Below are 13,042 nucleotides of genomic sequence, written 5' to 3' on the forward strand. Positions count from 1 at the left end.
ATCGGTAAGGGGCGTCAACTCTCGGCCTTGATTGCAGCAATTACGATGTCGATTGCGCGGTCCAACTCCAAACGCGAGATCGTCAGCGGCGGAGACAACGTCAGAACGCACCCCTGACTGATCTTATAGCTCAGACCGGCCTCGAGGCAGGCATAGTAGATCCGTTCGGCGCACGCGTTCCCCGGTGTTTTGTCGGCGCGATCATCCACGATTTCGATCCCGAACATCAGGCCCCTTCCCCGGATGTCTCCGACAATCGGAACGTTCTGAAGTTCATCCATCAAGCGACCAATGGCATGTTCACCCAGTTCGGCTGACCGGCGAACCAGGCCTTCGTCTTCGATGATCTGGATCGTGGTCAAAGCGGCCCGGGCGGTGACCGGGTTCTTTTCGTGCGTGTAATGCCCGATGGCAAAATCTCCGCAGACATCCAGCTGTTTGCGGGCGACACAGGCGGCAATTGGCAGGATGCCGCCGCCAAGCGCCTTCCCAAGTGTCACGATGTCCGGGATGATCTCGTCATGTTCAAAGGCGAACATCCTGCCCGTCTTGCCAAGACCCGTCGGGATTTCATCCATGATCAACAGCGCCCCGTGACGGTTGCATGCCTCGCGCACCGTCTTCCAGAACCCCGGCGGCGGGACATAGGGCACGGCGCGCATCGGCTCCGCAATGACCGCCGCCACATCTCCTTCGCGCTCGAGGACATATTCCACCATTTTCGCACAGGCCAGCCCGCAGGTTTCGGGGCCCGCATGATTGTAAGGGCATCGATAGCAGGCAAAGGGGGCGACATGTTCGGTGCCAGACAAAAGGGGCCCCGCAATGTGACTGCGAAAGGTCGCCTCTCCGCCGACACTTGCAGCGCCGAACCCCGCGCCATGGAAAGCATCCCAGAAGCTGATCGTTTTGAACCGACCCGTAGCGGCGCGCGCGATCCTGAGGGCAACCTCGTTGGCGTCGGATCCGCCGGTGGTAAAGAGCATTTTGCCCAGATCACCAGGCACGATCTCTGCCAGTTTTTCAGCCAGCTCCACCGCCGGATCGTTGGTGAAGCGGCGGGGCGCAAAGGGCAGATCGTCAAGCTGTGCCTTTATGGCGGCGACCAAGCGGGGATGGCCATACCCGATGTGGTGCACCGAGTTGCCGTGGAAATCCATGTACCGGCGGCCCTCGATGTCTTCGATCCAGAGCCCTTCGGCCTTAGCAATGGTGCTGACGCAGGGTGAGGACAAAGATTGATGCAGGAACACGTTTGCATCGCGTTTGAGCAAAGGCGATGACTTGGGCCCCATGGATTTTTGCAGCCACGCCTTGCGCGCCTCGGACGTGTTTGATTCCCCTTCAGTATGGACAATTTGTGGCATGTCCGCTCCTCTTTGCCGTCATCAAAAGATGCGGACCCCGCAAGGCCCGCCAGTACCAGGGAGGAACTGTGTTGCCCTTTCCACAAATGGGTAAGGGCAACAGACTCAGTTAGGCCACGGCAGCGAATAGGTTTTGACGTTGGTGAAAAATTTCATCGCTTCGATGACGCCTTCCTTCACCCCGTTTCCACTGTCCTTGATGCCGCCAAAGGGCGACATTTCAATGCGGTAACCCGGCTGTTCCCAGATGTTGCAGGTGCCGACGTTCAACCCGTTGATGAAAGCAATCGCCCGGTTCAGATCGTTTGTGCAGACACCCGAAGACAGGCCGAACTCGGTTCCGTTTGAAATTGCCATCACTTCTTCGTCGTTGTCCGGCACGCGAACGATCGGCACGATGGGACCAAAGGTTTCCTCCATCACCAGCTCGCTGTCATGGGGCACCTTGTCGACCACGATAGGTGGCAGCAGCGCACCCTGGCGACCGGGGTTGTACAGAATTTCAGCACCTTCTTTTTCCGCCTGAAAAACGCGGTTTTCAAAAACCTCGGCGGCCTTGTCATGGATCACGCATCCCAATTCGGTTTCCGGGTCTTGCGGATCGCCGAACTTGATCTTCTTGGCCTTTTCAAGAACCAGCGGCACGAATGTATCGGCCACACTTTCCTGCACGAGAATGCGCTTGACCGCCGTGCAACGCTGGCCGGAATTTCCGGTAGCCCCCGCCACCGCAATGGCTGCCGCCTTGTCCAGATCGGCCTCACTGAGGTCATTCAGAACGATCAGAGGGTCGTTGCCGCCAAGTTCCAGCGCCTGACGCTTGTAGACGCCCTTTTCGGCGATCATCTTGCCCACGGGCACACCGCCGGTGAAGGTGATGATATCGATGTGTTCATTGGTGATCATTTCGTCGCCGATGTCACCGGGCCAACCTGTCACGACCTGGAACATCTCGGGTGGCAAGCCGGCCTCATAGAGAATGTCCGCCAGTGTCAATGCGGTCAGCGGCGTCAGCTCGGTCGGTTTGCAGACCATGCAATTGTTGGTGGCAATCGACGGCGCGATCTTGTGGCTGACCATGTTCAGCGGGTGATTGAACGGCGTGATCGCGCTGATTGCTTTCACCGGCTCTCGGGTGGTGAAAATCTTGCGGGCCTTGCCGTTGTGGGTCAGGTCGCAGGAGAAGATTTCACCATCATCCTTCAGTGCCTCGGCCGCCGCGAATTGATACACGTCCTGCGCGCGCTTGGTTTCGTAGATCGCATGCTGGTGACAGATCCCCAACTCCAGCGTCAGCCATTTCGCAAGATAATCGCGCTTTTCGCCGATCAACTCGCCCGCCCGTTGCAGGATCTGGCTGCGCTCGTATCGGGTCAGCTTGGGTTTGTAATTCGCCGCAATCTCGAACGCCCGGCGCGCATGTTCGGCTGTACCGGCTGGTACGTGACCCACAACCTCGTTTGTGTACGGGTAGAGAACGGGAACGGTGTCGTCTGTAAAGACAATCTCGCCACCGATCCGCATTCCCTCGTTGCGTACTTCGATTTTCGACATGGTCTGATCTTTCATAGCTTACTGTGCCGCCGCTGTTGTTGCGTAGAAGAAGGCATCGAAATTGCGCAGCACGGGTTGGTTTGGCAGGTCGATGACACGGTTCACGATGAAGGGAACTTCCTGCTCGGTCAAACCACCATGACTGCGCAACGGTTCTTTGAGTGCTGCCAGATCGTGGCGATGCTCGGACGTGCCGATGCAGATGTTTTCACCGGAAACCATCACGATGTCGCCAATGCGGTCGCCCGGCAATTCGAATTGCTCGATCGCCTCGGCCTTGGTCAGCACATGGGTGATGCCGCTGGTCGCCTTGAGCTTGCTGATGATGTCGTCCTGGTCTGCTCCGTCAGGCAAATAGGCGGTTGCAAAAGACCCCAATGCACCATGATGCACAACGTATGGGTCGGTAATCGGAAGAATGACCCGCGCCGCATCCTTGCCCAACCATTCGTCCATCAGGTCCTGCACGTACACCACCGAGGGGGATCCATCCGCCAAATGCTTTGGCTTCATGCCGTGGTCCGCGGTCACCACGATGGCCGCACCCAATTCATCCAGTTCGCCCAGATACCGGTCAAACATGGCATAGAAATCGAGTGCGCCTTTTTGATCGGGTGCAAACTTGTGCTGGATATAGTCTGTGGTCGACAAATACATCACGTCGGGCTTGAACTCTTTCAGCAGCTTGACGCCAGCGGCAAAGACAAATTCGGAAAGTTCTGCCGAGTAGACCTCGGGGACGTCCATGCCCAGCCATTTGCTGGCGTTGTCGATGCCATGTTCCGCCAGCGTCGTTTCACCCGACCGTTCGGAAGAAAACGCAACCGCCCTGCCCTCGTCAAATTTCAGCCCTGCCCCCAACAGCGCGCGCAGCTTGTCCTTGGCGGTTACCATCGCCACGCGGAAACCCGCGTCGTAGAATTGGGAAAAAATGGTCGGCGCACGCAGGAAGCGGACATCATTCATCATCACTTCCTCGCCGCTGTCAGGGTCGATGAGGTAGTTGCCGCAGATGCCATGCACGATCGGAGGGCGCCCGGTGGCAATCGAAAGATTGTTGGGGTTGGTGAAGGACGGGATAACGGAATGGGCCAGTCGGTCCGTACCCTCTTCCCGTATCCGCTTGAGATTGGGCATCAGCCCTTTCGCAATCGCGACATCAAGGTATTCGGGCTCGCATCCATCAAGGCAGATGGCAATAGCAGGCACCTTCGGCGTCGGATAGACGCGCTCATTTGCTTCGACAGGGGTTTGAATGGTCATCTGTATTTTCCTTGATGTTTAAGCGGCCAGCTTGGCGCGTTCTTCCAGTGCACGAAGAGGAGGAGCGGCGCTTGTCACGCCCATTTCTTCCAGGGATTCCTTTGCTGCGCGCACGACATTGCGCATGACGTCTTCGTCCATCTGACCGATGCATCCGACGCGGAAACTGTCGACGACGGTCAGCTTGCCCGGGTAGATAATGAACCCTTTGTCCTTCATCAGGTTGTAGAACCGATCGAATACGAATTTCTCATCGGCGGGGCAGAAGAACGTGACGATGATCGGGCTGAGCCAACGATTGTCCAGCAGCGTTTCGAAACCCAGTTCACGCATGCCTGCAACCATGACGTCCCGGTTGCGGGTGTAACGCGCGCCGCGGCCGGCAACACCGCCTTCAGCGGCATGCGCCCGAAGCGCTTCGATGAAGGCGGCGACCACGTGCGTCGGCGGGGTAAAGCGCCACTGACCGGTCTTGTTCATGTGCGCCCATTGGGCGTGCACATCCAGAGACAGGGAATGACTGTTACCCTTTGCGGCTTCCAGCTCGTTCTTGCGCGCCACAATGAAGCCAAATCCGGGAACGCCCTCGATGCACTTGTTGGCCGAAGACACCATGGCTTCATATCGAATATCCGAGGGCCTGAGCTCGATCGCGCCAAAGGCAGACATCGAGTCGATCAACAGCTTGCGGCCGGCTGCATATGTGGCCTCGGATATTTCCTCGACGGGGTTCAAGATACCCGAGCTGGTTTCGCAGTGAATGGCAACAACATGCGTGATGGCCGGGTCATCCGCGAGAATGCGCGCAACCTCGTTGCCCCGTGGCGGCAGGTAATCGCCCTTGTCCAGCACGATATGGTCTCGGCCCAGATACTGTAGCGTTTGCGCAGAACGTTGCCCATAGGCGCCATTGGCCAGTACCAGCGCCTTTCCTTCCGGCGGAATAAACGACGCCAGCATTGCTTCGACCGAGAAGGAGCCGCTGCCCTGCATTGGCACGCAATCGAAGGCGTCGGCGCCGTCACCAAGCAGGCCCAGCAGGCTTGACCGCAGCTCTCTTGTCATGGCGCGAAAGTCGTCGTCCCAGCTGCCCCAGTCCTTCAGCATGGCCTCTTTCACGGCATAGGACGTTGTCAAAGGACCGGGTGTCAAAAGGTATGGTTCGCCGAGGCGCGGTTGCTCGATTTTTGGATGGGATGGCGTCATTACCGGGCTCCAGAACAGCGTTTTCACAAACACCATTGCAGCAACGGTTGCTATATGTGAAATTGCAAATATCAATCTAATTATAAGTGCAGCCTATGCACAAATCATTGGGGACCGGTGATGCGGCACAGCCAGCTCAAAGCCTTTCATTACGTGGCCAAACATGGCGGGTTTTCCCGCGCGGCCGAGGCGCTTTTTCTGACGCAGCCGGCGATTTCCGAACAGGTTCGAAAGCTGGAACAGGATCACGACCTGTTGTTGTTTCAGCGCGAACGAAAACGCGTGAACCTCACCCCCGAAGGCGAACAGCTTTACCGGTTCACAAAGCAGTATTTTGAGATCGAAGATCAGATCGAGGACTACCTTTCGGAAACCAAGGCCGCAATCGACGGGGAACTGCGGATCATCGCCGATTCAGCGCATCACATGACGTCTTTCCTGGGATCGTTTCAAAAGAAGTACCCCAAAATCACCATCACCGTGCGGTCCGGAAACACCGAAGAAATTCTGGAGGAACTTCGGTCGTACAATGCCGAGATCGGTGTTGTCGGCAGCCTGTCCCCCGGCAAGGACATGGATGTGTTGAACCTGGGGTCCACTGAAATCGTGGCCTTTGCCGCCCAAGGCGTGCTTTTGGCATCCAAACCTTCGCTTTCTTTGGAAGAACTGGCCGATCTGCCGCTGGTATTCAGAGAGCACGGGTCAAAAACACGTCAGAAACTGGAGGAAGAAGCCGAAAGGCGCGGTATCACGTTGAATCCTGCAATCGTTGCGGAAGGGCGCGAGGCCGTTCGCGAACTTGTGGCCTCGGGCGCAGGCATCGGATTTGTCTCTCAGGCAGAGTATGGGCATGATGATCGGTTGCGACAAATCAAGCTGAAGGGCGTGAAGTTGCAAATGGGTGAAAGCATGATTTCGCTGTCGCAACGGCGCAACGTAAAGATCATCCGAGCCTTCATGGACTTCGCCCAGCGCGCGCTGGAAGAAAAAAGCCCCCCCGCAGATACCTGACCGGCGGAGGCAGGGTTCCTTGGCTACCGGCTTCGCCAAGCCTGAGTGCGCTTGAGAATGCCTTTTGAAGCAATCAGGTGAACGATCCGGGCAGCCGCGTTGGTGTAAAAGATCATCATGCCCATCGCCGCCGCAGGCGCAATATCCCCGGCATCATCCATGTTCAGCACCGCGATGGACGCAAGCGTCGTTTTGGGAGAGTAAAGAAACACCACTGCCGACACGGTCGTCATCGCATTGACGAACAGATAGATCGAGATGTCCAACACCGCCGGCAGACAAACCGGAACCGTTACCCGTGCGAACAGCTTCATTGTCGGCTGTTTGAGCGAGGCAGACACCGACTCAAATTCTCTGTCCATTTGCTTGAGCGCGGTGACGGCCGTCAGGTGCGATACGGTGTAGAAATGCGTCACAGTGCAAATCACCAAAATCGCCATCGTGCCGTAAATCCCGTTCAGCGGATTGGACGGGTTGTTGAAGAAGAAGATGTAAGACAGCCCCAATACCATGCCCGGGATCGCCATGGGCAGCATCGCGAACATCTGGAAAATCGACCGGCCGGTTCTGAACCCGTTTGATTTTTCCACCAGATAGGCCCCGAAGAACACAACCGTCGTGCCGATGACTGCCGTCAGCAACGCCAGTTTGATCGAGTTGAAATACGACCCCCAGCCGCCGCCGTCCATTCTGTTGAACTGATAGTTCTTGAGGCTCAGACTCAGGTCGTACGGCCAGAACTTGATCAGCGCCGCAAACTGACACACAGCCAGAAGACCAACGATGAACAGGCCGATCAGGCTGCAATAGATCAGGAATATGCGGTCAGCTTTCGGGTTTGGCGTCGCCTGATATGGCACGGAACGCGCGGAAAGCAGCGCAACTTGCTTGGACTGAACCATTCGGTCGATGGCAAAAGCCAGAATGGCCGGGATGACCAGAACCACAGAGACCACGGCGCCCATTTCAAAATTCTGCTGGCCGATCACTTGTTTGTAGATATCCACCGCAAGCACGTTGAATTGACCACCGATGACCTTCGGCAATCCGAAATCGGTGATCACCAGGTTGAACACGACAAAGGCCGCCGAGATCAGGCCATAGCGGGCCCCGGGGATGGTTACGGTCCAGAAGGTCCGCCATGGCGTCGACCGCAAGCTGGCCGCAGCTTCATACAGGCGCGCGTCAGATATCGCGAGCGCGGTCGATATGATCAGGAACGCGTGCGGAAAGGTAAAGAAAACCGATCCGATCACGATGCCTATGGGGCCGTAAATGCTGGCACCGAACAGCAACTCCTTGATCATGCCCTGATTGCCGAACAGGTAGACCAACGCGATGCCCGGCAAAAGCGACGGAACCAGGATCGGTGCCATCGCAATGAGGCGAAAAACACCCTTGAACCGCATGCAGCTTCGGTTCAGCGCATAGGCGAACCAAAACGCCAGTGTCACCGTCACAATGGTGCTGACTACCGAGATCCAAAGCGAGTTCTTGATCGAATTGAACAATGCCGGTGTCGAGAAGTAGTTGATGAAATTGTCCAGCCCTCGCGACTGGACCGGCCGCATTTGCACCCGGCGGAACGTGTTGGAATCAAGCTCGACCCAATCGGTGCCTTCATTCAATGTCGATCCGACCAGAAAGCGCCCGGTATCCGTCGTATTGCGGATCTTGTACATCACCGGGCTGCGAAAGCTGAAATCAGGAAAGAAACCGGTCACCGGCAAGCGCCCGTCGGAACCCGTCACCAGATCAGAGTCGGAATAGACCCCCAATTGCCTGTTCAACTCGTCCGCCGACAGGATCGTTCCATCAAAGACGCCTGCGTCGTCACTTACCTGAAACTCGTACTGGGACAACTCGACCCGATAGGTCGAAAACGACTTGGACAGCATCGTGTAAAGCGGCAACGCCAGTGTCACGACCAGATACAGCGCGATCACCATCATGCTGCCGCGCATCAGGATATCATCACGGCTGAGCTTGGGCTTGATGTCCGGCCCGACAGGCAGGCTGTCCTGATTGGTAGAAACCGAGCTCATGCCTTGGCCTCCGGCACTTCAAACGCCATAAGGCGGTTCTCGGGGAGCTCAATCACCACGCTGCGCCCCTCTTCCAGTTCCAGACGACGCACGGCGTTGATCGAGAAATCCGCGATCAGTTCCGATGATCCGAACTTCTCGTTGTTCAAGCGGCAGCGCCAGAACGAACCCAAGAATTCCATCTCATCCAGCGTCACCTCTATGCAGTTCCGATTGCCGCCCGTGTCGAGATAACCAGCTTCATGAGGGATGATGTCTTCGGGTCGAATGGCCGCGATGATCGGGGTTCCATCGTTGAACTTGTGGCTGAGGCAGGCAAAGGTCTTTTCCCCGACGCTCAAACGTCCGCCTTTGGTGACCTGTGACCGGATCTGGTTCATTTCACCGATAAAGTCGGCAACGAACAGATTGGCCGGTTCCCGGTAGATTTCGGTAGGAGGCCCCACCTGTTCGATCACACCATGGTTCATGACCACGATCCGGTCTGCCATGGCCAGCGCTTCTTCCTGATCGTGGGTCACCATCACGGTGGTCACACCCAGCTTGCGCTGCAACTCCTTGATCTCGTGCCGCAGATGAACACGCACTTTGGCGTCCAGCGCCGACAGGGGTTCGTCCAACAGCAAAAGTCCGGGGTTGGTAGCAATGGCACGCGCCAGCGCAATCCGTTGCTGCTGACCACCTGACAATTGCGCCGGATATTTCTTGCCCTGATCCGGCAGACCAACCAGGGTCAAGAGTTCGTTTACGCGAACAGCGATATCCGATTTGCTGCGTCCGGTGTTTTCAAGGCCAAAAGCGATGTTCTTTTCAATCGTCAGATTTGGGAACAACGCGTAGGACTGAAACACGATCCCGAAATCACGCTCGGACGGGGGCAGATTGGACACGTCCTTGCCATCCTGCATGACCGTACCCTTGGTCTGCAAATCCAATCCGGCGATTGCCCGCAAAAGAGTGGTCTTGCCGCACCCGGACGGGCCGAGGAAACAAACAAACTCGCCCTCGTTGATTTCCAAAGAGATGTCCTTGAGCGCCAGAAAGTTTCCGAACGCTTTCCACAAATTTTGGATGCTGAGATACAGTTCACCGGGTGGTGTTTTCTGAAGCACGGGAGAAGTCCTCACATCTGCACCTCGGGCGCGGCCGGTCCTGGCCGGTTGAAACCGGGTGAGTAAGTTGTTTTTCGGGGAACAAGAGACTGGTGCGCAGGAGAGGCACTAAAGCCTCTCCTGCCAATGGGGTTACTTCGCTTCCGACTTTCCGTCATAGCGAGACTGCCATTCCTTCAGGATTGCCGCGCGATTGTTGGCGGCAAACTCAAAATCATTTTCGATCATTGCATCCAGAAGACCCTCTGGGAAGTGCTCAACCGGTTTTGCAACGCCCGGATAGGCGACAACTGCATAGCCGGTGTTGTACATCTCGTTGGCTTCCTTGGTGACGGTAAAGTCCACCAGCTTTTGCGCGGCCTCCAAATTGGCGGTGCCAGCAACAATTGCGGTGGCTTCCATGTCCCAGCCGACGCCCTCAGAAGGCACGATGATCTCAAGCGGCGCGCCATCGGCTTTGGATTTTGCCCCGCGGAACGCAAAGGAAATGCCAATCGGGATTTCGCCCGCCGCCGCCAGTTTGCAGGGTTTTGAACCTGAATGGGTGTACCGCGCGATGTTCTCGTGCAGCGCATCCATGTATTCCCAACCACCTTCGTCACCGAACATCTGCAACCAGCTGGACACATCAAGGAAACCGGTGCCCGATGAGTTCGGATTGGGCATGATCACCTGATCTTTGTACATCGGATCGGTGAGATCCTTCCAGGATGTCGGCGGGGTCAACCCGGCCTTTTCGGCCTCCACGGTGTTGTAGCAGACGGATGCAACCCAGGCGTCCATGCCGACCCAAGCAGGGGGGTTGTCGCCATCAACAAATTTTTTGTCCAGCTTTTCCACACCGGCCGGCGCATAAGGCTCCAACATACCTTCTGATTTCAGCAGCAGCAGCGACGTGGCGGCCAGGCCCCAAACTACGTCGGCCTGCGGATTATCACGTTCTGCCAGCAATTTCGCCGTAATGATCCCGGTCGAGTCGCGAACCCAATTGATCTTGATATCAGGATGGCTTTGATTGAACGTCTCGGCATACCGGGCCAAGTCTTCCGCCTCGACTGCGGTATAAACTGTCAATTCCGTTTCCGATGCCGCCGCCGTCGCCGTCAGCGCACCGATAGTCAGAGCTGCGAGAAGTGATGCTTTGTGTTTCATTGTGATCCTCTGTTGGTAGTAATGTTATTTTCGCCATTCTTGCGCGGCGTTAGAACTCGATTATTGTGCACCGATTGTTTGACAGCAGTTTGACAGATAAAAACGCCAATAAAAATCGATTATATCTTCGATGTCATAAGCATTTCCTATAGATGAAAACCGCCCGCCCCAGATGATCAGCGCGGAACTGGACCATGACGATCAACAGATCATCAGGGCATGTCAAAGGCGCTGAATTTTTCAGACTTTCCCTGCGGTGGCGCAAAAAACGCTTAACGTGTCATCGCAAGAAGTCCGATCCCGATCGCGACAATGGTCGCTGCAAGAAGCCGGTTGGATTTCGGTCCTTCGCCGAACCACATCACACCAATAAGCGATGCAAAGATAACCGAACTTTCCCTGAGGGCGGATACAACACCCAAGGGCGCGACCGTCTTGGCATACAGCACCAGCCCATACGCCAGGCCAGAGATGACGCCGCCTGTCAGACCCGCCCAGACATAACGCCTGGGCAGCGCGACGAAACGCTGCCATCTGGTCGCGAAGATAAACCCGGCAACAAAAATTTCGGCAACGAACAATGCCGCAATGTATCCCAGTATGTTCCCGGACAGCCGGATACCAATGCCGTCCACAATCGAATAGGACGCTATCATCAGACCCGTGCCAAACGCCGCCGCCACGGCGACCCAGCTTGTGTTTCGGCCCAGCCCGACCAGGGACAGGCACCCAATCCCAGCCGAGATGCAGACAATGCCGACCCACGCGATCGGCGGCAGAAACTCACCCGCGAAAAGAATGGCACCCACCGTGACCAGGATTGGCGTCATCCCGCGTGAGATCGGGTACACCACCGACAGATCTCCATGTTTGTACGCGGTGTTGAGAAACCAATAGTACCCCCAGTGGATCAGGGTCGAGCCGATGATGAAGGGGAACGCCGCCCAAACCGGCAAGCCGATAAAAGGCAACGCAATCAGCGCAGGCACGGCGTGGCCAAGCGCCACCAACCCCAAAACAACCGCTTTGTCGGGCGCGCCTTTGACAACCGCATTCCAGAGCGCGTGCAACACGGCTGCGATCAATACGATGAGAACTGCCTGTAATGTCATTGTGGCCCGACGATATGAGCTGAATATTTGACTTGCGTCACAATTCGGCTTTCAGAGCGTTTGTTTGCGCGCGCGCATGCAGTGGCTCGACCAAAGCTTGACCTGTATCGCGGCGGCAACGGTTTAGGGGGCTCAAACCCGCTGGGCAATGCAACCCCGGCGAGGGGCGGATCAGGTTGGTCATCGCGGGTTGGTTGCACAACTGACGATCCAGACCAACCGTATGCCATGTGGTGCCACGGCTTGGTTGCCCCTGCGCAATAAGCACCACATCACGATGCCACTTTCCGGTCAGATGATACGCAACCGTGCAGCCAATGATGACGCCTCCGACAATGACATGCTGCGCTGTGCGGAAGTTTGGTGTCAGCCATCGGCTCGCTCCGTACTCAGGGATTCGGATTTCCCTTCACCCTATTTGTACTTTGCAAAATTTGGCAATTGTTTTCCTGTTATTGCGTTACGCTTTCACAATATCCACGGGCTGGCTTTGCAGCGCGCCAGCTATGCTGTTTGGCAACACATCATCCACCACCAGTGTCGCATTTACCGGCAGAGGTTTCATCACGATCGGACCAACCACGTCGAACTTGCTGCGATCAGCCAGGATCAGCGGCCGCTGCGCCCGCTGCATCATCATATGACGCAGGTTGGCGCCTTCCAGCGAGAAATCCGTAAACAATGCCCGAGAGCTCACACCGCCGACCCCGATCAACGCATAGTCCGCATTGTATCGCGACAGGTGGTCGAGCGTGTCCAAACCCAATGTGGCATTCTCTGAAAAATCCAGCCGTCCGCCCAGCAGCGTGACTTCGGCGGCCGCCGACGCCAACACTGATGCAATCGTCAAATCATTGGTATATATGGTAAGATTTTGTCGCACAGCAGCCAGAGCCTGCGCCGCCGCCACTGTCGTTGACCCGCTGTCGATTATCACGCTGGCCCCGTCCGGGATCACGCTTGCCACATAGGCTCCAATCCGTTCCTTGCCTTTCGGGTTGGTTTGAGCCCGGTCGGCCATCGGAGGTTCCCGCCTGCGGATACTGGTCGCGCCGCCCCGCACCTGATGAAGCTTGTTCTCCAGTGCCAACTGTTCAATATCCTTGCGCACGGTTTCCCGTGACACACCAAGCCGTTCCGTCAGCGAACGGATCGAGACCGCAGGCTGGCGCGAGACTTCTTCCAGTATGATGGCGTGGCGTTCAGGTGCGAGCATTGGC

11 protein-coding genes are annotated in these 13,042 nt (G+C 56.7%); 1 reads left to right on the forward strand and 10 read right to left on the reverse strand.

What is annotated here, in order from left to right; all coding sequences use genetic code 11:
* Window positions 1-14 precede the first annotated feature (14 nt).
* The 4 genes from GS612_RS12225 to GS612_RS12240 all read right to left on the reverse strand — a co-directional run bounded on the left by GS612_RS12225 (window position 15) and on the right by GS612_RS12240 (window position 5,390).
* Window positions 15-1,367 carry an aspartate aminotransferase family protein gene (locus GS612_RS12225; RefSeq protein ID WP_171637139.1) on the reverse strand — a complete coding sequence of 451 codons (1,353 nt, stop codon included), beginning with the start codon at window positions 1,365-1,367 and terminating at the stop codon, window positions 15-17.
* A gap of 105 nt (window positions 1,368-1,472) precedes the next feature.
* Entirely contained in the window at window positions 1,473-2,921 is a 1,449-nt protein-coding gene (phnY, locus tag GS612_RS12230; protein WP_171641018.1) for a phosphonoacetaldehyde dehydrogenase, read from the reverse strand.
* 18 nt (window positions 2,922-2,939) lie between these two features.
* Window positions 2,940-4,184 (reverse strand): phosphonoacetate hydrolase, encoded by a 1,245-nt coding sequence (gene phnA, locus GS612_RS12235; protein WP_171640653.1) that lies wholly within the window; start codon window positions 4,182-4,184, stop codon window positions 2,940-2,942.
* An 18-nt stretch (window positions 4,185-4,202) separates the two neighbouring features.
* On the reverse strand, window positions 4,203-5,390 hold the full coding sequence (locus tag GS612_RS12240) for a 2-aminoethylphosphonate--pyruvate transaminase (RefSeq protein WP_171641020.1): 1,188 nt from the start codon (window positions 5,388-5,390) through the stop codon (window positions 4,203-4,205).
* Between the two features lie 120 nt (window positions 5,391-5,510).
* Between GS612_RS12240 and GS612_RS12245 the strand changes: the two genes are divergently transcribed.
* Window positions 5,511-6,401 (forward strand): LysR substrate-binding domain-containing protein, encoded by an 891-nt coding sequence (locus GS612_RS12245; protein WP_152460090.1) that lies wholly within the window; start codon window positions 5,511-5,513, stop codon window positions 6,399-6,401.
* Window positions 6,402-6,424: 23 nt separating this feature from the next.
* On the opposite strand, the gene GS612_RS12250 is transcribed toward GS612_RS12245, so the two are convergent.
* The 6 genes from GS612_RS12250 to GS612_RS12275 form a co-directional block, all read right to left on the reverse strand.
* Window positions 6,425-8,446 (reverse strand): putative 2-aminoethylphosphonate ABC transporter permease subunit, encoded by a 2,022-nt coding sequence (locus tag GS612_RS12250; RefSeq protein WP_171640655.1) that lies wholly within the window; start codon window positions 8,444-8,446, stop codon window positions 6,425-6,427.
* Entirely contained in the window at window positions 8,443-9,558 is a 1,116-nt protein-coding gene (locus GS612_RS12255; RefSeq protein ID WP_371807901.1) for a putative 2-aminoethylphosphonate ABC transporter ATP-binding protein, read from the reverse strand. The genes GS612_RS12250 and GS612_RS12255 overlap by 4 nt, the downstream gene beginning before the upstream one ends.
* 132 nt (window positions 9,559-9,690) lie before the next feature.
* Window positions 9,691-10,710, reverse strand: coding sequence for a putative 2-aminoethylphosphonate ABC transporter substrate-binding protein (locus GS612_RS12260; protein WP_171229275.1), 1,020 nt, complete (start codon window positions 10,708-10,710; stop codon window positions 9,691-9,693).
* A 272-nt stretch (window positions 10,711-10,982) separates the two neighbouring features.
* Window positions 10,983-11,822: a hypothetical protein gene (locus tag GS612_RS12265; protein WP_171331261.1), complete on the reverse strand. Its 840-nt coding sequence runs from the start codon at window positions 11,820-11,822 to the stop codon at window positions 10,983-10,985.
* A gap of 37 nt (window positions 11,823-11,859) precedes the next feature.
* Window positions 11,860-12,225 (reverse strand): FAD-dependent oxidoreductase, encoded by a 366-nt coding sequence (locus tag GS612_RS12270; protein ID WP_371809345.1) that lies wholly within the window; start codon window positions 12,223-12,225, stop codon window positions 11,860-11,862.
* Between the two features lie 57 nt (window positions 12,226-12,282).
* The gene (locus tag GS612_RS12275) at window positions 12,283-13,038 is read right to left on the reverse strand and encodes a DeoR/GlpR family DNA-binding transcription regulator (RefSeq protein ID WP_171640657.1); all 756 of its coding nucleotides are present in this window, start codon (window positions 13,036-13,038) and stop codon (window positions 12,283-12,285) included.
* Between the last annotated feature and the right edge of the window lie 4 nt (window positions 13,039-13,042).

The organism is Ruegeria sp. HKCCD6157, from assembly GCF_013110685.1.
Classification (GTDB): Bacteria; Pseudomonadota; Alphaproteobacteria; order Rhodobacterales; family Rhodobacteraceae; genus Ruegeria.